We start from the raw sequence: 24595 nt of genomic DNA, 5'->3' as shown, positions 1-24595 counted from the left end.
CGCGGACTGCCGGTCTCGACCATCATCACCATGAGCATCGAGGACCTGGAGAAGCGTGCCGGGGTTGCCACGACCGCGACCGGCGGCACGATGTCGATCACTCAAGCACTCCAGGTCGCCAGGAATTCGACCCCGTATCTGGTGGTGCTCGACCGCAACGGCCGCCCCTTGCACCTGTCCCGGGGCCAGCGTCTCGCCAACCCCGCGCAACGGTTGGCGCTCACCGCGACCGAACGTGGGTGCACGCGCCCGGGATGCGACGCGCCAGCGAGTCGCTCGGCTGTACACCACATCCGGGAATGGGCTGATGGCGGCGAAACGGACATCGAGAACCTGACTTTCGCGTGCGATGCCTGCCACGCCCAGATCAACACCGGCCCGAACGGGTGGGGAACGGTTGTGATGGGTGAGGATTCGGAGAATCCGGGCAAGACCGGCTGGATTCCTCCGCCACATATCGATCCGAAACGCCGACCTCGCGTGAATTTCCGTCATCATCCCCAGTTTCCGGGTATTCCCGCGCGATGGCGCTGTTAGCCAGCCCGGTCTTGGGGGTATCGAGTCTCACCGCCGCTTTCGACTCTGCCTCTTCGGCTTTCGCCGCCGAAGAGGCTTTCGTGCGGGCGGCACCGCCCATGCCGTCGACCCTGTGTGAGCCACCCCGCCACCCCCAGCACCGGGACCCTGCGCGGCGGCCTGCCAGCGACCGCACCCCGGCCGTGATCTCCGCCCCACTGCTCTACACACTTTCGTTTGCGGCCCCACAGGCCCCAACCGCCGAACGCGCCTCACCCGCCTTGCCGCAGCCCGGCCGTCCCACCCGGGTGGCCGGTGCGACCACACGAATCAGTGTTCACGCCCGTGGCCGACGTAGCCCAACCCGCACCCACCCCTGCGGCTCCAACGGGGTTCGGGAGAGCGGGCAAAACAGATGCGGCAGTGCTGGTTACCTCGCCTGCCGTACCCGACTTATGGCTCCCCAGTTGGGAGCCCGTTCGCCCTTCCAGCCGGGCTGGCCGGCCGTGGGAACCTTCTCGAGACTCACAGACAAAGACTCGTCATCGACACAGTGGGGTTATGTCTCTGGCGGTGATTGCCACGCCCGGTCCGGGTCGCGAACTCGGCCACGCATCCAAGGGCTTCGATCCCGTCGATCGGCCCGGAAGGGCTGGAACCGCAGCCGAGGCACCCAACCCGCCCCGGCTGGTACTCTGTTGTCCGGGCGTCTCTCCCCCGGCAGGTCATCCAACCGCCGCCGAGGCTCCCGAGGTGCCCTCGCTGGTACTCCGTTATCCAGGCATCTTTCCCCCGGCAGGTCATCCAACCGCCGCCGAGGCACCCGACATGCCCCGCTGGTACTCCGTCTTCTAGTCGTCTTTCCTGCGGTAGGGCTCTCTACCGCCATCGAGGCTCCCAAGGTGCCCTCGCCGGTACTCCGTTATCCAGGCATCTTTCCCCCGGCAGGTCATCCAACCGCCGCCGAGGCACCCGACATGCCCCGCTGGTACTCCGCTTTCTAGTCGTCTTTCCTGCGGTGGGGTTCTCAACCGCCATCGAGGCTCCCGAGGTGCTCTCGCTGGTACTCCGTTATCCAGGCATCTATGCCCCCCGGTAGGGCATTCAACCGCCGTCGAGGCACCCGACGTGCCCCCGCCGGTTCTCCGTTTTCTAGGCGTCTCTCCGGCGGTAGGGGACCCAACCGCCGAGCCCCCCGGCGTACCCCTGCCGGTACTCCGTTGTCCGGGCTTCCCTCCTGCGGTAGGGCTCCCATCCACACATCAAGCCAGCCAGGTGAGCGGCGTCGGCTCGTGCACGTGGAGAAGCACATCGAAAGCGGCAGGCAGAGAGCGCACCTGGACATGAGCCTCATCGTCATGAGCCGGGTCGTACACGCCGCTGATCACGCGCAGCTTCGTCGGGCCCGTCAGCGCGGGGTGGGGGCGGAGGTCGATCCAGTGCGCGGGGAGCGCGACGGTGCCGAGGGCCGCGTCGAGGTAATCCGCCGGTGGAGCCGGGACATCGGTGATGCCGAGATTCGCGTGGTGGAAGCCGATCGCGAGGGCCGCGTAGGAGCGGCCGTGGTGTTCGCGCAGGACGCTGCCGATCGTGGGGTGGAATTCAGGTTCGGCCTCGGCGGTCGCGCCGAAAGACGTCGGCGTGGCGGCGATGTGGGCGATGCCGTCCCAGAAGATCAGGCGCAGGCCGGTGGCCGCCTGCTGGGCGAGCAGGTGGCGGGCCAGAGCGCCTTCGTCCGTGGCGAAGGAGCCGCGCCCCGCCACGCTGTTCTCGTGGAAGTCGACGATCAGGCGCATGTGGTCGGCGATGTCGGCCGGCAGATTCGGGATGCCGGCCAGGATCGCCGCGGCGTCGCGGGCATGCTCGGCGAACGGCCTGCCCGGGTGGAATCCCTTGGCTCGCTGTACATGTTCGTCGACGGTGTGAGCGGTCAGGATGGGCGTGAGGTGGGTGTTCAACTCGGCCAGCCGGGCCGGGGCGTGCCGCTGTACCGCGGTGCGGATGGCCTCGTAATCAGCGGGCTGGGCCTGTGGCGGCCGGATGCTCAGGATGCGAATCGGATCCCGCGTGTGGGTGCGGTTGAAATCGCGGATCCACTCCAGTGCGGCCGCCATTTCCACCGCGCGCCACGGGCCCCACGCATTCGCCAGGGCGTCCGAGCCGTTGCCCCTGCCGGTGCGTACGAAGGTATCCAGTTCTTCGGCGACATCTCCGCTGTCCTGAATGACCAGTGCTCGGAATCCGTGATCCTCGAACAGAATTCGGGAGATCAGATCGCGAATGACGAAGGATTCGTGCGCGAAGCGCGTGGCATCGCCGATGCCGACCACGTCGGCCGACGCGAGGGAATCCGCGATCTCGCGCAGCGCTGTCGAGTCCAGTGGCCGCGCGCCGGGGAGCAGGTCGGTGAGGTTCGGTTCGGTGGCCGGCGTTGCCGGGGTGGTGGTCGCGCTCATGACGATCACTGTGCACCCTCAACTATGGTTGAGGTAAACCCCGGTGATCCGGCTCACGCGAATTCCCGGCATCCGCGCGGGCGGTCGCTACTTCACCAGCGTGAATTGCATGACGTCCAGGTGCCCGGCGCGGAAGTAGTGCGCGCACCCGTCGAGATACCTGAGATATCGAGCGTAGACCTCCTCGGAGGTCAGCTCGATGGCTCGATCGCGATTGTTGCGCAGGGCCTGCGCCCAGCGATCCAGCGTTTCGGCATAGTGCGGTTGCAGTGAATGTATGCGCTGCACGTGGAATCCGGCGCTCTCCGCCAGCGCCGGAACGGTATCGGCCTGCGGGAGCTGCCCGCCGGGGAAGATCTCGCGTTTGACGAAGATATGGAAGAGCGCGTCGGCGCGCGTGATGGGAATATCACGGTCCCGCAGTTCGCCGAGCGTGCGGCCGATGATGCTGTGCAACAGAACTCGCCCGTCCGCGGGCATCATCTCCAGGCATCGGCGGAAGAATTCCGGGTAGCGCTCCTTGCGAAAGTGCTCGAAGGCGCCGATGCTCACGATGCGATGGGCTTCGCCCCGGTATTCCTCCCACCCCTGCAGTCGAACTTCGGCGATATCCCCGAGTCCGAGTGCCTCGATGCGCTCGCTGACGTGCCGGTGCTGATTGCGGCTCAGCGTGAGTCCCACCACGCGCACGCCATAGTGCTGGGCGGCCCGGATCATGGTCGAACCCCAACCGCAGCCGATGTCGAGCAGTGTCATGTCCGGTTGTAAACGCAGTTTGCCCAGTGCCAGATCGATTTTGGCCCGCTGAGCCTGCTCCAGCGTCATCGTCTCATCGCTGAAGTAGGCGCAACTGTAGGTCATCGACGGATCGAGGAACAGCGCGTAGAAGTCGTCGGACAGATCGTAGTGCGATTGCACCTGCCGGTAGAACGGCGCGAGCTCGGGCATGAGGGGTGCTCCTGGGTCGGTGGTCACCAGGGGATACGCGGCACGACTCGCTCTCGTTCTAGATCCATGACACACCCGCGACACACCGGGATTTTCAGACCGAGTTTCCGATTCGACCACCCGCTCTCGACACGGCTGCTTTCCTGAAGTGGGTTCAGCTTCGTTGCAGCAAACATCATTTGGCACCATTCGGAGGGTGGGGAACGGCCATGCACCGCACAGGGCTCGAAGAGGTCCGGAACGGGAGGCCGTGGCTGTGGACGGCGCTCGCGGCAATCGTGGTGGTGGGAACGGCAACCTGGGTCATGCGCCCGCAGCCGGTCAGCTGCCGCACCGCGCCGCCGACCACCACCGTGGTCACGCTGCCCGCGACTACTACATCCGAAGTTGTTACCACGCAGCCACTTTCACCGCCCGTGCAACCCGATCCGACGTTCGGCGAGGCGCGCTACTACGCCTTCGATACCGGTGTGGCCTGCTCGCTGCCGGATCTGCCGCTGGACGGCTACTACGTCGGCGTCTCCACGGGTGAGTACGCCGGTTCGGCGCCGTGCGGTTCCTACGTCGATATCGATGGCCCGCTCGGCAGTGTGCGCGCAGGTCGTCGATCGCTGTCCCGGCTGTGCTCCGCATCAATACGATTTGAGCCGTGCGGCTTTCGAGGAGATCGCCGATCCGCACGATGGCGTGGCGCAGATTCGCATCAATCGGGTTCGCGATCCGAATCCCGCGCCCGAACTGTACTACCGGGTTCAGCAGGGCTCCTCGCGCGATTGGCTGGGGCTGCTGTTCTCCGGCGGCGGCAATCCCATCGGGCAGGTCGCCCTGCTCCGCGATACCGGCGGTGACTGGATTCCGCTGCGTCGTGGCTATGACAATTACTGGTCCGTCTCGGGTGCGGGCGCGGGCCCGTTCACCGCGGCCATCACCGATGTCTACGGCAATCAGGTGCTGGTCCCGGATGTGGCGATCGCGTCGGGACAGCTGCGCTACACCGGAATTCGGCTCTATCGGATTCCCGATGCGGAATCCGCCGCGCCCACCACCGCGCATCCGCGGCCGGCCGTGGTGACGACCGTGATCGCGGGCACGGAGCACTGCGAATCGTGACGAGGCACGCTCCGACATTCCCGGTTCGGTGTGGCATCATCGAAGTGAAACGTGTTTCAGTTCCGCCTGATGGTGCCGCACGCCGGGAGGCCTTCGATCATGAATTCCAGCTCCACGCAATCGCCACGTGAAGGACGCCGCCGGGGCCGTCGGCTGTCCGCTCGCATTTCGACGTTGACCGAGGTCCCGGTGGGTTCGATGGTCGAGCTGCCGGGTCGTGGCCGCACCTATGTCGTGGATCTGCCCGGTCCGGCCGCGGATTCGCCGAGCGTGCTGCTGCTGCACGGTATGGCCACCACCGCCATGCTGAACTGGTTCCCGTCGCTGCGCGAGCTGAACGAGCATTTCCGGGTGGTGCTGTTCGACCAGCGCTGGCACGGTCACGGAATTCGTTCCGAGCGTTTCGATCTGGATGATCTGGCCGATGACGCGATCGCGGTCGGGGAGGCGCTCGGCCTGGATCGCCCGATTCTGGCCGGCTATTCCATGGGCGGCATCATCGCTCAGCTCGCCGCGCATCGGCATCCGGACAAGGTCGGCGGTCTGGTGCTGGCCGCCACCACCTATCGCTTCCAGGAAACGCGGCGCGAGCGCGCCTTCCACCGCGGCTGGGGTGTGCTGGCGGCCTCGCTCGCCGAGATGTCCATGCGCAGAGCCGAATCGCATCGGGACAGGCTGCCGGTGCTGCCGGAGTCCTCGTGGCCGGTGGGCCGGATGGATCGCTGGGCCATGTCCGAGATGCGCAGCACGAGTGGCTGGGCGCTGGCGCAGGCCCTGGCGGTGCTGGGGCGCTTCGATGCCTCGGAGTGGCTCGGAAGTCTGAAGGTGCCGACGGCGGTGGTGATCACCACTCGCGATCGGGCGCTGCCGGTCTATCGGCAGCTGGAGATGGCGAAATTGATTCCGGGAGCGGAGATCTTCCTCGCCAAGGCCGGTCACGCGGCCTGCGCACTCGAGGCGGACGTCTTTGTCCCGATTTTCCTCGAGGCCTGTCTTGCGGTAGCGGATAAGCGGTAACCCGCAGGGGGTCAGTGCTTTTCGCGGGCTGCCTTGAGCAGCTCGGTGATCACCTCGGGGACGGCGACGGCGATCTGCTCCACATCGGGCACCAGTTCCTCGCAGGCGATGAAGCCGAAGTCGAGGTTGCCGTTGTTGGAGATCACGGTGGAAGTGAGCCCCGCGCCGTGGAATACCGGCCCGAAGGGGTACATCGAGGCGACGCGCACGCCCAGGAAGTACATGGGGAAGTTGGGCCCGGGCACGTTCGAGATCACCAGGTTGTGCACCACCGGGTGGTGCTCGGCGAGTTTGAACGAGGAGTAGGCGCGCGCCGCGAGCTGAAAGGTGTTGGGCGGGGCGTACTTCGCCCAGTCCTGCAGGAAGTCGGCGCCGATCATGCTGTGCTCCTCCTTGGCGCCGCGGTTGTCCTCGGCGATGGCGAGCAGCCGGGCGACCGGATCGGCGATGTCCGAGTGCAGTCGCGCGAAGATCGTGGACACCTTGTTGGTGCCCTCCTCGTGCCGTGAGGTGTCGTGCGTGGATACCGGAACCGAGGCGATGAGCGAGGTTTCGGGCAGTTCGCCGTGCGCTTCGAGGTAGTCGCGCAGTGCGCCGCCGACCACCGCCAGCACCACGTCGTTGACCTTCACGCCGAAGGCCGTCTTTATCTCCTTGATATCGGCGAGGTCCGACTGCACGAAGGACACCGAGCGATGCGGGGTGATAGCTCGGTTGAACGGCGTGCGCGGCGCGGTGAAGGGCAGCGGCATACCGCGACCGCGCCCCGAGCGCCGGCGCTGCACCAGATCGCCGAGGATGCCGACGGTCTTGGGCACGAGGCCGACCAATCCCAGTTTGCCCGGCAGATGGACCAGGGCGTCCACGGCGAGCTGCACGTCGTTGGGTTCGGCTTCGGGGGCGGGGGTTTCGGCGGGCGGGGTGTGCGAGACGCCCGGCTCGACATCGCACAGGTGCATCATCATGTTGGTCCCGGTGATGCCGTCCACGATGGCGTGGTGGTACTTGGACACGATGGCGGCCTTGCCGTTCGGCAGTCCCTGCACCACCCACATCTCCCACAGCGGTCGCCGCCGGTCCAGCGGCTGCCCGGCGATCTCCGCGGTGATGTCGGCCAGTTCCCGGTGTCCGCCGCCCGCGGGCAGCTCGACCCGGCGGACGTGGTAGCCGAGATCGAAGTCCGGATCCGCCGCCCACACCGGATGATCCAGGTTGAACGGCACCGTGTGCAGCCGCCGCGTCATGGCGGGGATGAGATGCAGCCGGTTGCCCAGTTCGGTCTTGAAGGTCTCGAAGTCGAAGTCCACGCCGTCGGCGGCGGGATCGACTATGAGCAGTGCGCACACGTGCAGGAGTTGGGTGTCTGTTTCGAGATAGAGGAAGCTCGCATCGAGTCCGGTAAGTCGTTCCATACCAACACACTATGAGAACTTGTTACCGCTTGCGTGCCGATTGCGGCACGCCGCCGGACCGGTTCGATGCGCTTTCGTTGCCTCAAAGTAGCTTGTAGATAACAAGTTTCATGATGATACAAATAGGCCCCAATTGGGTATCTCTCCAGTAGAACTCGTTGCCGAGCCTATCGGCGTCCGTACCTTGGGTCACATGGCCGGGTGAAGTGTCACTTGTCACTGACAAGAGTCACTCGGCCTCTCACAACGGCGTGAGAGGGTGAGAACAATGGGCGACCGAAAGGTATTGCCGGCTGTAAATTGGCGTATGGCTTGGGGTTTCGCCGCCATGCTGATGGTGGTGAGCCTCTTCTACTACCCCGCTCCGCGGGCGCACGCGAACTGGTGCGCGGACGTGGACGTGGTGGTGGCGCGGGGCACGGGCGAACCCGGCTGGCTCGGAGACGTCGTGGGCAATCAGCTCTACGGCATGCTGCAGGATCGGCTGCCGGTCTCGACGAGCGCGTACCCCGTCGCGTATCCGGCGGATCACAGCTTCAATCTGGGCGCGGGCAGCGCGAATCTGGTGGGGCACTTGGCCGCTCAGGCGGCGGCGTGCCCGGATCAGCGTTTCGTGCTGGTCGGCTACTCGCAGGGCGCGGCCGTGGTGCACGCGGCGCTGGGCACCGGCGCGGTGAGCTGGTACCCCGGCCGGGTGCAGTTGCCCGGCGCGCTCGGGGATCGCGTCGCGGCCGTGCTGCTGTTCGGTGACGCCCTGCAGGCGGCGGGGCAGAGCGTGCCCGGCTGGTACGCCGGTCGCACCGGAACCTGGTGTACCGGTGGGGATCCCATCTGCGGTGCGGGTATGAACGCCGCCGCGCACGTGACCTACGGCGGCAGTTTCGTCGCCGCGGCGAACTTCGCCGCTGACCGGATATAGGCATCGGGGCGGGCCCGAATCTCGGGAGATTCCAGGTGCTCGCACCTGAAGCCCCGCCTGCCTTTTCCGGTCCGGCTTCCGATGATTCGGCCCGGTGGGATGAGTCCCGCCGGGCCGAATCGCTGTGTACGGGTGTGTTTTCGGGTGTTCCCGAGTTACCAGTGCAGCCCGGGGATGGTGTTGGTGAAGCGTGCCGCGCCGCCGGGCAGGCCCATCAGCGGCTGCACGATGGGCGCCAGCGCCAGCAGCGGACTGCGGCCCGCGGGTGCGGCGTCGGTGTCCGCCACCGTGTCGGGCGTGCCGGCCGTGATCGCGGCCACGGGTGCGGCGGCCTTCGACTCACCGAACATCCGGAAGCCCTGGTGCAGGATGGCCCGCTTCACCGACGGCATGACCGTGTCGACGAGTTGCGCGAAAGTCCCGATGGGAGTGTCGATTCGGCTGGGACGGTGCTCGAGCGCGCGCACCACGAGCGCGGCCGCCTGTTCGGGCGAGTGCACCGGGATGGATCGGTACAGGTCGGTCGGGGCGATCATCGCGGTGCGCACCAGCGGCATGCGCACCGAGGTGAAAGTGATTCCGGCGTCGGCGTTCTCGACCGCGGCGATCTCGCTGAAGTTGTCCAGCGCCGACTTGCTGGCCACGTAGGCCGCGAAGCGCGGCACCTTGGTCTGCACGGCGATGGAGGAGATGTTGACGAAGTGCCCGAAGCGCCGCTCGCGCATGGACGGCAGCAGCGCCAGGATGAGCCGGACCGCGCCGAAGTAGTTGACCGCCATGGTCCGCTCGAAATCGTGCATGCGGTCGGTGGAGTTGAGCACCGAGCGCCGGATGGACCGGCCCGCGTTGTTCACCGCGTAGTCGACGTGACCGTGATCGGCCAGCACCTGCTTGACCAGCAGCTCCACCGACTTCTCATCGGTGATGTCGCAGACGTACGCCTGCGCCGCTCCGCTGCGCTCGCGCACCTGCGCGGCCGCGGCCTCGATGTCCTCGGCGGTGCGGGCCACCATGAGCACGGTGGCGCCGCGCTCGGCGACCGCGTGCGCGGTGGCCAGGCCGATGCCCGAGGAGGCGCCGGTGACCAGGACGATGCGGCCCTGCAGCGGATCGCCGTCGTGCCGGCGGGCGCGGTCGGGGTCGAGATTGGCGCGCCAGTACGAGAAGAGCTTGTCGGCGTAGGTGTCGAAGGCGGGCACCTCGATGCCGGTGCCGCGCAGCTGCGCCCGGGTGAAGTCGGAGGAGAACACCGATTCGAAGGCGGTGTGCGGTGCGACCTCGGCGGGAATTCCCAAGCGCTCCAACACCAGATCCCGCAGCGCGGGCACGCCGGGGATGGTGCCGAGGGCGTGCAGGGCGGTGTGGCTGCCCGGCACGGTGCCGATGCCGGTGGGCGCCCCGGCGGCGCGGGCCAGCGCGGCGTAGATGTCGCCGAACGGCTGTGGCTCGGGGTTGGTCAGGTGGAAGGTGCGGCCGATGAGCCCGGGCCGGGTGATGAGCTCGACCATGGCCGCGCAGACGTAGTCGACCGGAACGATGTTGGTCGCGCCCAGGTCCGGGATCGGCACCGGCAGTTCGGACGGCAGCGCGGCGAGCCCGTTGATGGCGGCGAAGAAGTAGTACGGTCCGTCGATCTTGTCCATCTCGCCGGTACGGGAGTCGCCGACCACGATGGCCGGGCGGTACACGCGCCAGCGCAGGTCACGGCTTTCGCGGACCAGCTTCTCGGCCTCGAACTTGGTGCGGTGGTACGGCGACTCGAGGTTCTGCCCGAGGTCGAAATCGTCCTCGAAGAACTTGCCCTTGTGATCACCGGCCACCGCGACCGAGGAGACGTGGTGCAGGACGGCGCCGAGTTCGGTGGCCAGTTCGACGACCGCGCGGGTGCCCGCGACGTTGGCCGCGTAGGTGCTGTCCTCGTCGGCGGTCATGTCGTAGATCGCGCCCAGGTGCACCACGTGGTCGGCGCGCGGGAGCTCGCGGTGGCCGTCGGCGTCGACCGGCAGGCCCAGGCCCGGCGCGGTGAGATCGCCGACCAGCGGGAAGACGCGGTCCGGCGCGCCCCAGGTATCGGCCATCTCCCGCAGCTTGGCGATCGACGCCTCGCGAACCAGTGCGTGCACCACGGCCTGCGGGTCCTGCTCGAGCAGACCCGCGACCACCCGGCGGCCCAGGAAACCGGTACCGCCCGTGACGATGTAGGAAACCATCGTCCCTCCTTACGAACTTGTTGGTGCGCAACGTTGTTCGTCCGACATGCGTCGGTGGATGTGGACGAGAAGAAAAAGGGTTGGCCCCTTAGCAGAAAGCCGGGCCGAGGTAGGAACACCATCGTGCCTAACTGGTGAGTAACTTTACCGACCCGAAAATGCCCCCTCAACCAAAACGGGCTTTCCGGCCGTGTGGGAATGGTCACCACGGTGTAATTCGAGTTGTTGTGTGTGACAAGGAGTTTGATGTAACCGGCGGATGCACTAGAAATTCGGAACCGCCCGCGCCGGATCGATCTGTGTGCCCCGTCACGGAAATGCCCGCCATTCGCCACCCGTTCGAATCGCCACGCCGAGCGTGCGAAGTCGCTGGTGAGCGTCTCGCGCGGCAATCTGAGGATATGTTGTTCCAGTCTGATGTCGGCGTCGGATTCGCAGGAGGAAGTCGGTGCTCGTTCAGCTCGACCTACCGCCGTCCGGGGTGCGCACCCGCGCCGAATTCGACTCCCTGCCGGGCCTGCCGCGCGGGTGGGCCTGGGAACTGAGATCCGGCAGATTGGAGCTGACCCGTATGCCCGTCACGTTCTGGTACTCCCGGGCCGTGATCGATGTCCTCGAGTTCTGGCGCCGCTTCGGATACGAGAGCGCCGGCGATCAATACGTGGCCGACAGCGGCTTCGCCCGTGGTGATACCGGGCAGCACAACTTTGTGGCCGACGGCGTGGTGTTCCGCCCGGGCCACCGCCCCGACAAGCACAGCACCACCCACGATCCGGCGCAGATCTTCGCCGTGATCGAGGCTGTGTCCCAGGACGCCCAGGTGCGCGACGCCATCGACAAACTGCGCGTGTACGCCGCCCTCGGCATCCCGAACTACTGGATCGTGCGGGGCGACACGACGACCGAGGACATGGACGGATACATCAGCATGTACGAACTCGTCGGCGCAGAATACAGATTGACCGGCAGCCGTCGGGTATCCGAGCTGCCGGCCACCTGAACCCGGCGACGAGGGGCGGAACCATGCGGCAGTCGGCACGCGCGCGCTGGGGCAGTCTGCTGTTCACGGTGATCGTGCCCGGCACCGTCGCGGGACTGGTTCCGTTCCTGATCAGTCGCTGGCGCATCGACCACGATCTGCAGCCCGAGGGTGTCTGGCAGTTGATCGGCGTGCTGCTCATCTTCGCGGGCCTGCCGGTGCTGCTCGCCGCGATCCATCGGTTCGCGACCGAGGGCGTCGGCACCCCCGCGCCGGTGGCCCCGACCGCGCACCTGGTGGTCGGCGGCCCGAATCGGTTCGTGCGCAATCCGATGTACCTGTCGGTCGTGCTGCTGATCATCGGGCAGGCGTTCCTGTTCGGCGACACCGCCCTGCTCTGGTACGGCGCCGTGGTCGCGGCGGCGCAGGCGCTGTTCGTTCGCTTCTACGAGGAGCCCGCGCTGCACCGGCGCTTCGGGGCCGACTACGACCGCTATCGCGCGGGCGTCCCGGCCTGGATCCCGCGCCGCACGCCCTGGCAGCCCTGACGGCCCGCCCGCGCTAACCCAGCCGATAGACCTCGGTGGCGTTGCCCGCGTAGAAGAATGCCGCCTCCTGATCGGTGGCGTCGCCGGCCACCAGGTGATCGACGGTGGCGCGCAACTCCGCGTGGGCGTCCGCGCCGCCGGGCACGGGCAGTTCGGAGGCGAACATCAGCCGCCGCCAGCCCCACAGCTGCACGCCACTCTCGAGCCAGTACTCCAGCGCGGCTCGGGTGGGCCGGGGACACAGTGCACCGAGCCCGGAGAGTTTGCAGAGCCACTGGGTTTCCTTGGCCGCCAGGGTGAGCGCGTGATGCCAGACGGACTTGGCCTCGGAGTCGGCGCCCTGCGGCGAGCCGAGGTGTTCCAGCACGACCCGCAGCGCCGGGTAGCCGGCCAGGAAGTCGATCCAGTCCAGCATCTCCCCGGGCCGCGCCGCCAGATCCAGGACGGCATCGCGGTCCTGGAGCCAGGCGGCGACGATCTCCGCGGCGGTAGTTCCGGGGGCCACGCCGCGCGGTATCCGGATGCCGCGGAAGGCGACGCTGCGCGCCTGCTGTTCGAGATGGTCGAGGAGTTCGGGCGGGGACAGCGCGGGGTCGATCCCGCCGACCAGTACCACCGGGCGCGCTTCGGCGGCGGCCAGCGCCTCGATCCAGCGGGTCTCGTCGAGATAGGCGTGCGGAGCGGTAGCCGCCGAGACGTGCACCAGCCCGGCGATCTCGGTGTCGCCCACGGCGCGGTCGTAATCCGCGAGCAGGAAGCTCTCGATCGCCCCGGGTGCGCCGGCGGCGGATTCGGCCGCGCCGGGATACCACGGGCGGGCGGCGTCCCGCAGGTGCAGGTGGGCGTCTACGACGGGGTGGGTGGGCATCGTGGCTTCTCCTCATCGGTACGCAATCCATGAATAGTCGGTCAGCGCTGGAATTGCGACACATCTGCGCCAATCGCCGGGAATTGGCTCGGATGAGGCGGATTCGGGCCGCGGCGGGTGCTCAGTCCGCGCCGTGCTCGGCCAGGCGGCGGGGTTCGGCTCGGGCCCGCAGCGCGGGGGCCACCGGGCGGCCGTTCAGCAGACCCCGCACGGTGCCCTGTTCGAGGGCCTTGCGGTAGACGATGGCCGCGTCCCGGGCGGCCTCGACGGTGAGATCGATGTCGGCGCCGGTGTGCGCGGCGGAGGTCACGAAGGACTGCCCGAGCACGCCGCGGTCGAGCAGCTCCTGCAGGAACAGCGTCCGATACGACTGTGCGGGAACACCGTTCGGATCTTTGGTGAGAAACACCGCGCAGGAGGGTCTGCCGGTGACGCACAGGTGATCGCCGATGCCGAGCTCGGCGGTGACGGCGTTGACCTCCGCGCCGAGCCGGTGGCCCGCGGCCTCCATCCGGCCGACGGGATCCCCGGTGCGGTAGGCGTGCGCCACCGCCCGGAATGCCGCCAGCGCACCGGTTTCCGGGCCGTGCGTGGTCGAGAGCAGGAACACGCGATCCGCGCCGGTGCGCAGCCCGCCCAGCTCCATGAACTCGCGACGCCCCGCCAGCGCCGCGAGCGGGAAGCCGTTGCCCATGGCCTTGCCCCAGCAGGACAGGTCCGGCCGCACCCCGTAGACGGCCTGGGCGCCACCGGCGGCCCAGCGGAAGCCGGTGATCATCTCGTCGAAGATCAGCAGCGCGCCGTGCCGATCACACAGGGCCCGAACGCCTTCGAGGAATCCGGGCGCGGGTTCGGCGAGCGCGGTGGCCTGTTCCATCACCACGCATGCGACCCGGTGACCCTCCAGCGCGTCGGCCAGCGACACCAGATCGTTGAAGCGGAATCGCACGGTGCGCGGGCGCGGGATGCCGGCGTTCATCGGGGTGGTTCCGATGAACCAGTCGTCCACCGAGAAGAACGGCTGATCGCACACCGCCACCGTCTCGCGGCCGGTGACCGCCCGGGCGAGCCGCACCGCGGCGGTGGTGGCGTCGGAGCCGTTCTTGGCGAACTTCACCATGTCAGCGCCGGGCACCAGCTCCAGGAAGTCCTGTGCGGCAAGCAGTTCGAGTTCGGTCGGGCGGGAGAAGCTCACCCCGTCGGCGATGGTGCGCGCCACCGCCTCGACCACCGGCGCGTACCCGTGCCCGAGGGTGACCGACCGCAGACCCATGCCGTACTCGACGTATTCGTTGCCGTCGCAATCCCAGACCCGCGCCCCGGCGCCGCGCACCAGGATCGGCGCCATGTGCTCGGGATACTGATCCGCACCGCGCGCGTAGGTGTGCGCGCCGCCCGGCACGACATCGTGCAGCGCGGCCTGAATCGCGTTGCTGCGGCTGAAATCACGCATGCCGAACTCCCTCCTGCGGACGAGTCCCGCCGGTGCACGCCCCCTGCCCCGCGGCGCAAGTCTATGACACTTCGCCCGCGTGAGCGCGCTACCGCGGAGCCGGTCGCACGGGTGTTCAGAGGGCGTTGGCGATGAGTGCGTACTGGGCGTTCACCTTCTGCCGGGCGTCGTCCTCGGAGTCCGAATTGACGATGGCCACATAGCGTTTGTAGGCGACGTAGCAGCGGTAGGCGTCATCGGTGGTGCGGTGGAAGCACCTCGCGCCCGGGAGTTCGTCGGGGGCGACAGCGGGGACGAAGGCCGAGCCCAGTGTGCCGCTGAGACCGGTGAGCAGGGTGATCGCCGCGCCGCCGTCGCGGGCGCGCAGCAGCGAGCCGTCGTCCACGATGGCCAGGCTGTCCGCGCCGGCGTCGGAGAACAGCCGCTCGGTGCGGGATTGGTCGTAGGCGTTGTGCACGAAGGCCGCGGGGGAGTAGACCGCGAAGGTGTCCGGATCGGGGGTGCGCGAGCCGCGCTGGGCGGTGACCACCCGGGCCAGCAGGTTGTCCGGATCCACCTTCAGATCCGCGATCCGGTCCGCCGGGGTCGGCGCGAAGGCGTCCAGCTGCCGCACCTGGGCGTCGAGGGTTCTGCGGACCCATTCGGTGAGATCGGCGGCCTCGGCGCGAGGTCGCTGGACCAGCAGGGAGATGACGAATTCCCCGTGCGCCATGAAGGTTCCGACGTTCGCGACGCCGGGCCGCCAGTGGATGAAGGCGTCGGGGAAGGCGGCCAGGTTCAGTCGCTCGTTCTGATCCGCGGCGACCGCGAAGTCGACGTCCTCGAGTCCGCGAGCGGCGAGCTTCGCCGCCGCCGCGCTGGGAAAGCGCAGCAGCAGCGTGGTGACCGAGGTCGTGGTGGCGGCGGGCCGGTCGGTTCCGGACGGATCGGGTGCGTCCGCACTGCCCGCCGCGTACCCGGTGATCAATTCCTGGCGTTCGAGCACCGCGGCCGAATCCGAGGCCAGGAAGCTGGTTTCGGCGTCGGCGGCGTCGAGGACCACGCGGCCGCCACGACCGGAGGTCAGCGCGGCGTCGATCGCGGGCCCGATCGGGACCGCCCCGGACATGCGCATGCCCTCCAGCAGTGTGCCGTTGTCGCGGGCGTCCTGGTCGTAGCGGTAACGATCGACCGGGTACGCGCCTATATCCAGGGTGCGGACGTCGATCTCCGCGGGGACCGGATGGCCGCTGACGCCGCAGCCGGTGAGCCCGGCGAGCAGGACGGCCAGCAGGCACAGGGACAGGGGCGGGGATATGCGGCGTGACGTGCGCGGCATGGTGACCTCTATTCCGCTCGGTCCCGCGCTGCGACCGGGGACCGCTGTCTGTTCCATTGTGCGTTACGGTGATCGGCAGTAGGCGGTAGTCGGAGGTAGTGGGGTGGCCGGAACACTCACACCGGGGCAGTCATTCGCGGGCTATCCGATCGAACGGCTGCTCGGCGTCGGCGGTATGGGGGAGGTCTATCTCGCCAGGGACCGGGACCTGCCGCGACCGGTCGCGCTGAAACTGCTCACCCCGGCCATGGCCGACAATCCCGAAGTGCGCGCGCGATTCCTGCGCGAGGCCGACACCGCCGCGCGGCTGGCGCACCCCAACATCGTCGCGGTCTACGCCCGCGGCCGGGACGAGGACCGGCTGTGGATGGCCATGCAGTACATCGAGGGCACCGATGTGGCGGCCGCGGTGGCCCAGGGCCCGCTGCGGCCCGACCACGCCGTGCGCATCCTCGGTGAGACCGCCGCGGCCCTGGATCACGCGCATCGCGCGGGGGTGCTGCACCGCGATGTGAAGCCCGCGAACATCCTGCTGGCCTGGGGGCCCGAGCAGCGGGTGTACCTGGCGGACTTCGGCATCGCCAAGGCGCTGGATCAGACCAGCCAGCTCACCCGCACCGGGGAGATGTACGCCAGTTTCCAGTACGCCGCGCCCGAGCAGTTCGAACTGCGCGCGGACACCGATCACCGCGCGGACGTCTACGCCCTGGGCTGCACGCTGTTCCACATGCTCACCGGTGCGCTGCCCTATCCGGGCGCGAGTACGGCGCAGCTGGTGAACGGGCACCTCAACGGCGAGATCCCACGCCCGAGCCGGCGAAATCCGGTGCTGTCCATGGCTTTCGACGAGGTCATCGCGCGGGCCATGGCCAAGGACCGGGATCGGCGCTACGGCAGCTGCGGTGAGCTGGCGCACGCGGCCGCCCGGGCCCTGGCCCAGCCCGTGCGGGTCTACGACGGGCCCGGCACCGAGACCGACGGCCGGGCGCATCCGGGGTTCGGGACCACCCGGACCGGTTCGGGCGCACCGGGTCCCACCCAGCCGAGGCCGACGACCGGTCCCGGTCGCGGGTATCACAAGGGGTCTTCGACGACGGGGCCCACGCGCACCGGGTTCGAGCCGACCCGGTTCGCCGCCGCGGCTCCGCCGACCGGTACCGCGGGCCATCCTGCTCCGGGTGCGGACCGCGGGAGCAGGCCGCCGGTCGACCAGGGTGGGGTGCCCACGGTCCACGGCGCGCCCGGTTCGCCGGTGGTGCATACCGATTCAGCATCGCGCCCGCGGCATGGCAATCGCCGCCGCCGGTGGCTGATCGCCGCGGTGCTCGCGGCGCTGGTGCTCGCGGCCGGGGTCGGGGTCGGCATGTCGGGCGGCGCCCTGCGGCTGTGGGTCGACGGCAGCGACAGCTCGACCACCGCGGGCGGCGGCTCGCCTGCGGTCACAGATCCGAGTCAGGCGGCCGCCATCGCGGCGGCGTGCGACTACGGAGTGCTGATGAACACCTACGATTACAGCGACGGTGACGGCTGGCAGCGCAAGGTGCTGGCCGGCGCCACCGGCACCTGGAAGACCCAGGCCGGCCAGATACTGCCCGCGATTCGGTTGCTGCTGGAGGCGGATTCGGAACACACGCGCGGCACCGACGCGAAATGCGCTGTCACCTCGGGCAATTCCACGCACTACGAGCTCACCGTGGACATGACCCTGGTGAACTCGACCCAGGGCAAGCCCGACACCACCGAACAGCAGACCATGACCATGTCCATGGATTACGTGGACGGGCGCTGGCTGTGCAGTAGGTGGGTCAGCCCGCTGTTCCCCGCCTGACGACGCTCGAACCGGCTCCGCGGCTCGCGCGTATGACCTGCCGGCCGGTGCGCTGCCGGTCCCCGCGCCCTGGAGGACACATGCGAGTCGGTACCCGATCATCGATGAGCCGCGTGCTGGTCGCGGCGTGCGGTGCGGTGGTACTCACCGTCGCGGCGGGCGCGGGAATCACCGCCGCCCAGCCGGGTTCGGACCGGCCGGAGCTGCGGGCCCTGCTCGATCGCGCCGTCGCGGCCGCCGACGTACCCGGGGCGCAACTGGTGCTGACCGAGTTCGGCGGGGACGTCCGAATCGAGAGCGGGGTCGGCGATCTGGGTACCGGCGCGGGCTTCCCCGGCAACGCCCAGGTGCGCATCGCCAGCAATACCAAGGTGTTCGTGGCCGCCGTGGTTCTGCAATTGGTCGGTGAGGGCCGGATAGCGCTGGACGAGCCGCTCGAACGCTATATGCCGGGGGAGGTGCGGGGCCCCGGGGGCGACGGCGCCGTCATCACGGTCCGTGATCTGCTGCAGCACACCAGCGGCATTCCGGACTATCTGACCGAGGTCGATCTGGAATCGGTCGAGGCGCTGCGCCGGGCCCGGCCGCCGGGGGAGTTGATCGCGCTCGGTCTCGCGAAAGCCGCGGAGTTCGAGCCGGGTTCGCGCGCGCAGTATTCCAACACCAATTACCTGATCGCGGGCGAGCTGGTGCACCGTGTGACGGGTGTGCCGGTGGGTATCGAGGTGACCCGCCGTATCCTGCTGCCCCACGGTCTGAACGACACCTATTGGCCGCTGGCGCCGGTGGAGCAGGTGCTGCGCGGCCCGCACGCGCGCGCCTATCACCAATTCGGCGCCGCCCGTGTCGATGTCACCGATATCGACCCCGGGTGGGGCCTGCCCGACGGCGCCATGGTCTCGACCGGCGCGGACCTGAATCGCTTCTTCACCGCGTTGCTGTCCGGGCGGATTCTGGGGCCGGCCGAACTCGCCGAGATGCAGCGCACGGTGCCCAGCGGAGATCTGCGCCGGCAGGAGGAATTCGGGCTCGGTCTGTTCGGCTGGGTCACCTCGTGCGGGGTGCAGGCGTGGGGCCACGGCGGCACCATGCACGGCACCTTCGTGTTCGGCGGCGCGACCGCGGATCGCTCGATCACGGTGAGCATGAACCAGATTCCCGATATTCTCGCCGTGCGCACCGCGGGCGTGGATCTGGACGAGGTCGTGGACACCGCCCTCTGTCGTTGATACGAGTCCCGCGCTCGCCCGGTGTAGCGCGAAGCTCCCGGCGTGGGTTAGATTTCGCGGAGAATTACCGGCGCGACGCCGGAACTTCGGAAGGACGAGCGTGGGGACTTCTGGCGCGGGGGACGGTGCCGGGGAAATTCGAGTACTGGTGGACAATGGCGAGTACGCACTGCGCAATCGGGGCGATCTGGCCCTGATGGCGATGACTGTGGAGCGGCTGCGGGAGCGCTGGGGACGCGCTCGCATCGGCGTACTCACCGATGAACCGCATCTCCTGCGGGCGCTGCTGCCGCAGGCCGAGCCGATCGCCGCCGGGGGCGGCGGGCACTGGGGCAGAGGCGGTTTCATCGGTCACCTCGATCAGCTGGCGGGTGCGCGGGTCACCGGACCCGCGGTGCGGCGCTGGCGGCACGTGACCGACGCGCCGCTGGACACCCTGCGCGAGGTACGCGCCCGGGTGCGCACGGAGGTGCGTTCCCGGACCGGCACCGGACCCGAGGTGACGGGGATGCCGCCGCTGCCCCCGGTGCCCGCCGCCGTGGCCGAGTCGTCGCTGGTGATCGCGCAGGGCGGGCAGTACCTGGCCGACGCGGACCGCTTCCAGGCGCATCGCACCCTGAACCTGCTCGAACACGCGCAGCGCCTGGGCATTCCGACCGCCATGCTCGGACAGGGCCTCGGGCCCATGCGCGATCCCGAACTGCTGCGCCGGGCCGCCGAGGTGCTGCCCGGGGTGGACGTCATCGCGGTGCGCGATCGGCTCTTCGGCCCGAAACTGCTGGCCGAGTTGGGCGTACCCGCCGATCGGGTGCTCGTGACCGGCGACGACGCGGTGGAGTTCGGCTATCGGCTGCGCAGTCCCGAGATCGGCGGGGAACTCGGCCTGTGCGCGACCGTCTCGGGCGCCGCGCGCACGGCCCTGGACGCCGCCGTGCGGGTCAGCACGCTCGGTCCGGTGCGGGCGGTCGACAACCGGGCCGGAACGGCGGAGAGCCTGGCGCGCTGTGTCGCCCGGTGCCGGGTGCTGGTCACCGGCGCCTTCCACCCGGCGGTCTTCGCGCTCTCCCAGGGCATTCCGGCGGTGGCTGTAACAGCGTCTCGGCACTACGACGACAAGTTCAGTGGATTGGCCGATATGTTCGGTACCGGGTTGCGCGTGGTGCATCTCGACGCCGACGACCTCGAATCCCGGCTGGCGAACGCGGTCCGGGAATTGTGGGAGGCGGCGCCCGAGCTGCGCGATACCCTGCAGCAGCGTGCCGTCGAGCAGATCGACGATGCCCGAACGGGTTTGGAGCGCGTCTTCCGGCTCGTCGGGGTGCGGTCCGCGAGCCGGTCCAACTGAATCCACTCCAGCGCCCAGGGGGAATGTTGGTCATCCTGTCGGTGTGCGTTCCGGTGCACGAGTCCGGACCCGGCCTGGCGGCGACGCTGCGCTCGATTCTGGACCAGGACACCGAGATCGAAGTGGTGGTCCTGGACAACAGCGGCGGACGAACCGTCGCGGGTGAAGCCGCCGACGGCGAGCCCGCCGACATCGTGGGCGCCTTCGGCGATCCGCGACTGCGCCTGGTGCGCAACGCCGAGCCGCTACCCGCCGGGGAGAACTGGAACAAGGCGGTGTGGTTGTCCGCCGGACGCCTGGTGAAGGTGGTTCGCCCGGGCGAGCTGCTGCTGCCCGGGGCGCTGGACAAACAGCGAGAACTGATGGGCGACAACAGCATCGCGGTCTGTGCCGCGCGGCACCAGGTACTCGACGCGCGCGGCCGGATCGTGCGGGCCGACCTGGGTCTGTCGAATCTGCTGGGGCCGTGCGATTCCCGGACGCTGCTGCGGACACTCGTGTGGCGCGGTGCGGGGGATTTCGGTCCCACCGCCGCCGCGGTCTTCCGGCGCCGGGATTTCGATCGGGTCGGCGGTTTCCGCGGCGATCTGCTCGCCACGCTGGACGTCGATCTGTTCGCCCGCGTGAGCGCGCTCGGCCGCTTCTTCGGCATGGCGGAGAATCTGGCGGCCCGCCGGGCGGCCACCGCCGAGCCGTCCGAGACCGACCTGGCCGAGCTCGGCGAGGCGCTGCGCTTCCACCATCGGATGGGAGCGGAGTACCCCGAATTGCTCGGGCGTGCCGTCGTATTGGGCGGCGATCTGCGGCTGGCCCGCACCGCGGTGGAGCGGTTGCGGCTCCGGGCGGCACGTACGCGCCGGCCGGAGCCGCATCGAAACCTGTGACCCGAGATCGCTAGATGGACCGCATCGGTCCGTAGGTGATCACGGTGTCGCCGTTGCTGCTGACGATCTTGACCCACGGGCGGATGGTGACCTGCCCGAGCACGCCGGTCACCGTGCCGTGGAAGCCCGACATCTGGATGAAGCCCTCGAGGCCGGAGACCTCACCGCTCGCCGCGGCCACGGTCTGGATGCCGGGCCCGAAACCGGCCTCGATCTCCACACCCGCCTGCGGCAGCAGATTGTTCACCGTCACACCGGGATCGGTGCCGATCTCCACCCCGAGATTCGGTGTCCACCACTGGAATCGCAGCTTGCCGTTGAGCGTCGCCGGATAGCCGACCTGGTACCCGAGGGTCAGCTCGCCGGACCAGTCCTCGGCCTTCGGGCCCGACACCCGGAAGGCCGCCTTACCGTTGTGGAACCATTCGCGGGTCAGCGGATTGCCGTCCAGCGGCGGGACGAAGTCGATCCGGGTATCGGAGGCGATGGCCTCCACGGTGCGCTCCTGGCGGTCGACGATCGAGTTGCTGCTGTCGATCCCGGCCACCGAGGTGCTCGTCCCCACCGCCAGTCCGACGCCGATCGCCATGGCGACGGCCATGGTGCGCGCGACCGCGCGCTGCTTCGAGCCTGTCATGCTGTTCCTCTATTCCCTCATCAGGTGTTGCGTCGTAATCAGTACGCGTGCAAAGAATTCCCTACATGCATCGAGACGTCGCGGCGAAGTCGCCCGACGTCCTTGCCACCGGCCCTCCACCGGCGGCGAGACTACGAGTCGGGTACCGTCACCACCCACCTCCCATCGAGTTCGGGCCACCGCGACCGAACCTCGGGCAACAGGTCGGGCAGCGTGAGCAGAATCCGGTCCGGCCGGGCGGCGAGCAGCTCCGCCGGCGAGATGATCCGAACGCCGGTCCCCGGCATCCGGCGGCCCTGTTTGGCGGGCGAGGCGTCCGCGACCGCGCCGAGCAGGGCGCGATCGACGCCGGCCAGGTACAGCAGCGCGACCGCCCGGGACGCGGCGCCGTAGGCGTATACCGTTCGCCCGTCGGCCCGTTCGCGCTCGAGCCACCGGCGCAGCGCCCGCGCCTGGGTGTCGGCGGCGCGCTGCAGCGTGCGGACCGTGCCGGGATCCACCGTGCCGGTCCCGGTAGCCAGCACCTGCGCCTCGGCCGCGAGGGCCGCGGTCACGGTGGGGCCCGGCCGCGCCGCCGGGTCGCGGACGGCGGCGACCAGGACCGTGCCGCCGTACAGCTCGAATTCCCACGTCGTGATCGCCCGCAGGCCCGCGTGCTCGAGCAGGCGCGTCAGCGCCGCGAGCGAGTAGTACGCGAAATGCCCGTGCCGCAGCGCGTTCCACTGGCCGTGCGCCACGATCGCGCGCAGCGAATGGAACTGCAGCAGCAGTACGCCGTCCGGAGCCAGGGCCGCGGCCCGGCGCGCGAAAGCCGCCCGCTGGTCGGGTTCGTGCATGATCCCGAAGCAGTCGATCACCACGTCGGCGCGCCCGTCGGTGGCGGCGAAGCCGCGTTCGGCCAGCAACGGCAGCCAGGATCCGCCGTGCGGGCTGCCGAACTCGCGCACGGTCCGGCCGCGCAGGGCGCCGGTGGCCTCGACCCGGGCCAGCGCGTCGGCGGCCTGGGCGCGCAGGGCGGCGGGTTCGATGCCGCGCGGTTCGTCGGTCGCGGTGTCGTCCTCGGCGAGCTGCGCCAGCCCGCACGCCGGGCACAGATCCATGGCCAGGGCGTGCCGGGCCTCGGGGCCGGTGTCGGCCGGCTCGTCCGGTCCCGGAAAGTGATCCGCCGCAGGCATTTTGCCCAGGTCCAGTACGCGGGTGAGCGGCGTCGCGCCGCAGCCGCGGCATCCCGGCGTCATCGCCGCGCCCATGGCACGATGGCGGGGTGCTCATAGAAGAGGCCAGGCTCGCCGACGTGTTGTTGCTGACCCCGCAGCCCCACCGGGACGGTCGCGGCCTGTTCACCCGCACCTTCGACGCAATGGAGTTCGACGACTTCGTCGGCCGTCCGGGGCTGGCCGCCACGTTCGTCCAGGATTCGCAGTCGCGGTCCCACGGGGGCGTGGTGCGCGGCATGCACGGGCGCGCGGGCCGGGGTGAGGCGAAGCTGGTGCGGTGCGCCCACGGGTCGGTGTTCGACGTCCTGGTGGACATGCGGCCCAATTCGCCGACGTTCGGCGAGCAGCAGTCGTTCCTGCTCGACGACACCGACTTCCGGACGCTGTTCGTGCCGCCGGGCTTCCTGCACGGGTTCCAGGCCCTGAGCCCGGTCGCCGACGTCTGCTATCGCATCGACCGGCCGCACGACCCGGCCGAGGACATCGGCATCGCCTACGACGATCCGGATCTGGGCATCGCCTGGCCGCAGCCGGTGACGGCGGTGTCGGATCGCGATGCGGCGGGGTCGTCGTGGCAGGAGCTGCTCGCCGCGTTCGGTCTCGGGTCCTGATCCGCGCGCGCGGTGTCGCGCCGCCGCCATTCACGCCTCGATTCTGATGCGGCGCAGGTCGTCGTCGAGCACGCCCGAGCGCTTGAGCGCGGTCAGATGCGCCAGGCGGGTGAAGCGATGGAAGAAGTCGTCGGCGGTGAGACCGCGGGCGGTGTACTCGTGTGCCAGCTCGGTCGCTCCCGCCGGGATGTCCCAGGTCGCCTCGAAGCCCAGTTCCCGGCGCGCGGCCGCGAAATCCACCCGGTACGAGCGCGGATCCGCGCCGTTCTCGCCGGTGATGACCAGGCGCGACCCGGGTACGGCCGCGACCACGGCGCGCGCGATCTCCGCGACGGTGAGGTTGTTGGTCTCGGTCCCCACGTTGTAGGCCCGGCAGTGCACCGCCTCGACCGGCGCGGTCAGGCAGAGCGCGAAGGCGCGGGCGATGTCCCGCGCGTGTACCAGCGGCCGCCACGGCGTGCCGTCCGAGAGGACCTTGACCTCGCCGGTGAGCACCGCGTAGCCGACCAGATTGTTGAGCACGATGTCCGCGCGTAGTCGTGGGGAGAAGCCGAAAGCGGTTGCGTTGCGCAGGAATACGGGGGTGAAGCCGGAATCGGCCAGTGCCGCGACGTCGTCCTCGACCCGTACCTTGGACTCGGCGTACGGGGTCAGCGGGCGCAGCGGCGCGTCCTCGGTGACCAGGTCGGCGCCCGCGGCGCCGTAGACCGAACACGTGGAGGCGTACAGGAATCGACGCACGCCGGCGTCCTTGGCCAGTCGCGCGAGCCGTACCGAGGCCGCGTGGTTGATGTCGTAGGTGATGCGCGGCGCGAGCGCGCCGAGCGGATCGTTGGACAGCGCGGCCAGGTGCACGACCGCGTCGAAACCGCGGAGCTGGTCCACCGTCACGTCGCGCAGGTCGACCTGCAGTCCGGGCGGCGGCGCGGGGGCCGCGCCCAGCACGCATTCGGCGAAGAAGCCGCTGTCCAGGCCGGTCACCTCGTGCCCGGCCCGCTCGAGCTCGGGGACCATGACGGTGCCGAGATAGCCCTGGTGCCCGGTGACGAGTACGCGCATGGTCATGCCCCTTCGCGGGTGGTGGTGGTGG

General features: G+C 69.2%; 21 protein-coding genes. 11 read left to right on the top strand and 10 right to left on the bottom strand.

What is annotated here, in order from left to right:
• Positions 1-6 precede the first annotated feature (6 nt).
• Entirely contained in the window at positions 7-537 is a 531-nt protein-coding gene (locus ACWDOP_RS29900) for an HNH endonuclease (protein WP_456347715.1), read from the top strand.
• Between the two features lie 1241 nt (positions 538-1778).
• Here the strand turns inward: ACWDOP_RS29900 and ACWDOP_RS29895 are convergent.
• Both ACWDOP_RS29895 and ACWDOP_RS29890 read right to left on the bottom strand, forming a co-directional pair.
• Positions 1779-2972 carry an erythromycin esterase family protein gene (locus tag ACWDOP_RS29895; RefSeq protein WP_456347713.1) on the bottom strand — a complete coding sequence of 398 codons (1194 nt, stop codon included), beginning with the start codon at positions 2970-2972 and terminating at the stop codon, positions 1779-1781.
• A gap of 87 nt (positions 2973-3059) precedes the next feature.
• Entirely contained in the window at positions 3060-3920 is an 861-nt protein-coding gene (locus tag ACWDOP_RS29890; RefSeq protein ID WP_456347712.1) for a cyclopropane mycolic acid synthase family methyltransferase, read from the bottom strand.
• Between the two features lie 468 nt (positions 3921-4388).
• On the opposite strand from ACWDOP_RS29890, the gene ACWDOP_RS29885 reads away from it, so the two are divergent.
• Positions 4389-5030, top strand: a complete 642-nt coding sequence (locus ACWDOP_RS29885) for an RlpA-like double-psi beta-barrel domain-containing protein (protein WP_456347711.1) — start codon at positions 4389-4391, stop codon at positions 5028-5030.
• A gap of 174 nt (positions 5031-5204) precedes the next feature.
• The gene (locus ACWDOP_RS29880; RefSeq protein WP_456347710.1) at positions 5205-6047 is read left to right on the top strand and encodes an alpha/beta fold hydrolase; all 843 of its coding nucleotides are present in this window, start codon (positions 5205-5207) and stop codon (positions 6045-6047) included.
• An 11-nt stretch (positions 6048-6058) separates the two neighbouring features.
• On the opposite strand, the gene ACWDOP_RS29875 is transcribed toward ACWDOP_RS29880, so the two are convergent.
• Positions 6059-7459 (bottom strand): WS/DGAT/MGAT family O-acyltransferase, encoded by a 1401-nt coding sequence (locus tag ACWDOP_RS29875; protein WP_456347709.1) that lies wholly within the window; start codon positions 7457-7459, stop codon positions 6059-6061.
• Between the two features lie 307 nt (positions 7460-7766).
• Between ACWDOP_RS29875 and ACWDOP_RS29870 the strand changes: the two genes are divergently transcribed.
• Positions 7767-8378: a cutinase family protein gene (locus ACWDOP_RS29870; RefSeq protein WP_456347708.1), complete on the top strand. Its 612-nt coding sequence runs from the start codon at positions 7767-7769 to the stop codon at positions 8376-8378.
• 155 nt (positions 8379-8533) lie between these two features.
• On the opposite strand, the gene ACWDOP_RS29865 is transcribed toward ACWDOP_RS29870, so the two are convergent.
• Entirely contained in the window at positions 8534-10588 is a 2055-nt protein-coding gene (locus ACWDOP_RS29865; protein WP_456347707.1) for an SDR family oxidoreductase, read from the bottom strand.
• Between the two features lie 448 nt (positions 10589-11036).
• On the opposite strand from ACWDOP_RS29865, the gene ACWDOP_RS29860 reads away from it, so the two are divergent.
• Both ACWDOP_RS29860 and ACWDOP_RS29855 read left to right on the top strand, forming a co-directional pair.
• Complete coding sequence (locus ACWDOP_RS29860) at positions 11037-11588, top strand: Uma2 family endonuclease (protein WP_456347706.1); 552 nt, start codon at positions 11037-11039, stop codon at positions 11586-11588.
• Positions 11589-11611: 23 nt separating this feature from the next.
• Positions 11612-12115: a methyltransferase family protein gene (locus ACWDOP_RS29855; RefSeq protein WP_456347705.1), complete on the top strand. Its 504-nt coding sequence runs from the start codon at positions 11612-11614 to the stop codon at positions 12113-12115.
• Between the two features lie 13 nt (positions 12116-12128).
• Here the strand turns inward: ACWDOP_RS29855 and ACWDOP_RS29850 are convergent, their stop codons facing one another.
• From ACWDOP_RS29850 to ACWDOP_RS29840, 3 genes are all read right to left on the bottom strand, one after another.
• A complete protein-coding gene (locus tag ACWDOP_RS29850; protein WP_456347704.1) occupies positions 12129-12983 on the bottom strand; it encodes an amidohydrolase family protein in 855 nt (284 codons plus the stop codon).
• Positions 12984-13104: 121 nt separating this feature from the next.
• Positions 13105-14436: a glutamate-1-semialdehyde 2,1-aminomutase gene (locus ACWDOP_RS29845; protein ID WP_456347703.1), complete on the bottom strand. Its 1332-nt coding sequence runs from the start codon at positions 14434-14436 to the stop codon at positions 13105-13107.
• Between the two features lie 115 nt (positions 14437-14551).
• Positions 14552-15811, bottom strand: coding sequence for a DUF7373 family lipoprotein (locus tag ACWDOP_RS29840; RefSeq protein ID WP_456347702.1), 1260 nt, complete (start codon positions 15809-15811; stop codon positions 14552-14554).
• Between the two features lie 46 nt (positions 15812-15857).
• On the opposite strand from ACWDOP_RS29840, the gene ACWDOP_RS29835 reads away from it, so the two are divergent.
• The 4 genes from ACWDOP_RS29835 to ACWDOP_RS29820 all read left to right on the top strand — a co-directional run bounded on the left by ACWDOP_RS29835 (position 15858) and on the right by ACWDOP_RS29820 (position 21040).
• Positions 15858-17582, top strand: a complete 1725-nt coding sequence (locus ACWDOP_RS29835; protein ID WP_456347701.1) for a serine/threonine-protein kinase — start codon at positions 15858-15860, stop codon at positions 17580-17582.
• Between the two features lie 104 nt (positions 17583-17686).
• Positions 17687-18811 (top strand): serine hydrolase domain-containing protein, encoded by a 1125-nt coding sequence (locus ACWDOP_RS29830; RefSeq protein ID WP_456347700.1) that lies wholly within the window; start codon positions 17687-17689, stop codon positions 18809-18811.
• A gap of 100 nt (positions 18812-18911) precedes the next feature.
• Complete coding sequence (locus ACWDOP_RS29825; RefSeq protein WP_454200433.1) at positions 18912-20156, top strand: polysaccharide pyruvyl transferase family protein; 1245 nt, start codon at positions 18912-18914, stop codon at positions 20154-20156.
• A 23-nt stretch (positions 20157-20179) separates the two neighbouring features.
• The gene (locus tag ACWDOP_RS29820) at positions 20180-21040 is read left to right on the top strand and encodes a glycosyltransferase (RefSeq protein WP_456347699.1); all 861 of its coding nucleotides are present in this window, start codon (positions 20180-20182) and stop codon (positions 21038-21040) included.
• A gap of 10 nt (positions 21041-21050) precedes the next feature.
• On the opposite strand, the gene ACWDOP_RS29815 is transcribed toward ACWDOP_RS29820, so the two are convergent.
• Together ACWDOP_RS29815 and ACWDOP_RS29810 are read right to left on the bottom strand one after the other, a co-directional pair.
• Positions 21051-21677 (bottom strand): MspA family porin, encoded by a 627-nt coding sequence (locus ACWDOP_RS29815; protein ID WP_456347698.1) that lies wholly within the window; start codon positions 21675-21677, stop codon positions 21051-21053.
• 131 nt (positions 21678-21808) lie between these two features.
• On the bottom strand, positions 21809-22915 hold the full coding sequence (locus ACWDOP_RS29810) for a class I SAM-dependent methyltransferase (protein ID WP_456347697.1): 1107 nt from the start codon (positions 22913-22915) through the stop codon (positions 21809-21811).
• A 26-nt stretch (positions 22916-22941) separates the two neighbouring features.
• On the opposite strand from ACWDOP_RS29810, the gene ACWDOP_RS29805 reads away from it, so the two are divergent.
• On the top strand, positions 22942-23505 hold the full coding sequence (locus ACWDOP_RS29805) for a dTDP-4-dehydrorhamnose 3,5-epimerase family protein (protein WP_456347696.1): 564 nt from the start codon (positions 22942-22944) through the stop codon (positions 23503-23505).
• A 30-nt stretch (positions 23506-23535) separates the two neighbouring features.
• Here ACWDOP_RS29805 and ACWDOP_RS29800 read toward each other — a convergent pair whose 3' ends face one another.
• Positions 23536-24564: an NAD-dependent epimerase/dehydratase family protein gene (locus ACWDOP_RS29800; RefSeq protein ID WP_456347695.1), complete on the bottom strand. Its 1029-nt coding sequence runs from the start codon at positions 24562-24564 to the stop codon at positions 23536-23538.
• Positions 24565-24595 lie beyond the last annotated feature (31 nt).

This window comes from Nocardia sp. NPDC003693 (assembly GCF_053981095.1).
Note: the sequence above shows the minus strand (reverse complement) of the source record. Positions and strands in the feature narration are given on the sequence as shown.

What these genes read in the sequence shown, in the direction of transcription:
- ACWDOP_RS29820 (WP_456347699.1), top strand. Translation starts at nt 20,180, where the DNA reads ATGTTGGTCATCCTGTCGGTGTGCGTTCCGGTGCACGAGTCCGGACCC.
- ACWDOP_RS29870 (WP_456347708.1), top strand. Translation starts at nt 7,767, where the DNA reads ATGGCTTGGGGTTTCGCCGCCATGCTGATGGTGGTGAGCCTCTTCTAC.
- ACWDOP_RS29875 (WP_456347709.1), bottom strand. Translation starts at nt 7,459, where the DNA reads ATGGAACGACTTACCGGACTCGATGCGAGCTTCCTCTATCTCGAAACA.
- ACWDOP_RS29890 (WP_456347712.1), bottom strand. Translation starts at nt 3,920, where the DNA reads ATGCCCGAGCTCGCGCCGTTCTACCGGCAGGTGCAATCGCACTACGAT.
- ACWDOP_RS29830 (WP_456347700.1), top strand. Translation starts at nt 17,687, where the DNA reads ATGAGCCGCGTGCTGGTCGCGGCGTGCGGTGCGGTGGTACTCACCGTC.
- ACWDOP_RS29865 (WP_456347707.1), bottom strand. Translation starts at nt 10,588, where the DNA reads ATGGTTTCCTACATCGTCACGGGCGGTACCGGTTTCCTGGGCCGCCGG.
- ACWDOP_RS29800 (WP_456347695.1), bottom strand. Translation starts at nt 24,564, where the DNA reads ATGCGCGTACTCGTCACCGGGCACCAGGGCTATCTCGGCACCGTCATG.
- ACWDOP_RS29840 (WP_456347702.1), bottom strand. Translation starts at nt 15,811, where the DNA reads ATGGAACAGACAGCGGTCCCCGGTCGCAGCGCGGGACCGAGCGGAATA.
- ACWDOP_RS29810 (WP_456347697.1), bottom strand. Translation starts at nt 22,915, where the DNA reads ATGACGCCGGGATGCCGCGGCTGCGGCGCGACGCCGCTCACCCGCGTA.
- ACWDOP_RS29845 (WP_456347703.1), bottom strand. Translation starts at nt 14,436, where the DNA reads ATGCGTGATTTCAGCCGCAGCAACGCGATTCAGGCCGCGCTGCACGAT.
- ACWDOP_RS29895 (WP_456347713.1), bottom strand. Translation starts at nt 2,972, where the DNA reads ATGAGCGCGACCACCACCCCGGCAACGCCGGCCACCGAACCGAACCTC.
- ACWDOP_RS29815 (WP_456347698.1), bottom strand. Translation starts at nt 21,677, where the DNA reads ATGACAGGCTCGAAGCAGCGCGCGGTCGCGCGCACCATGGCCGTCGCC.
- ACWDOP_RS29850 (WP_456347704.1), bottom strand. Translation starts at nt 12,983, where the DNA reads ATGCCCACCCACCCCGTCGTAGACGCCCACCTGCACCTGCGGGACGCC.
- ACWDOP_RS29855 (WP_456347705.1), top strand. Translation starts at nt 11,612, where the DNA reads ATGCGGCAGTCGGCACGCGCGCGCTGGGGCAGTCTGCTGTTCACGGTG.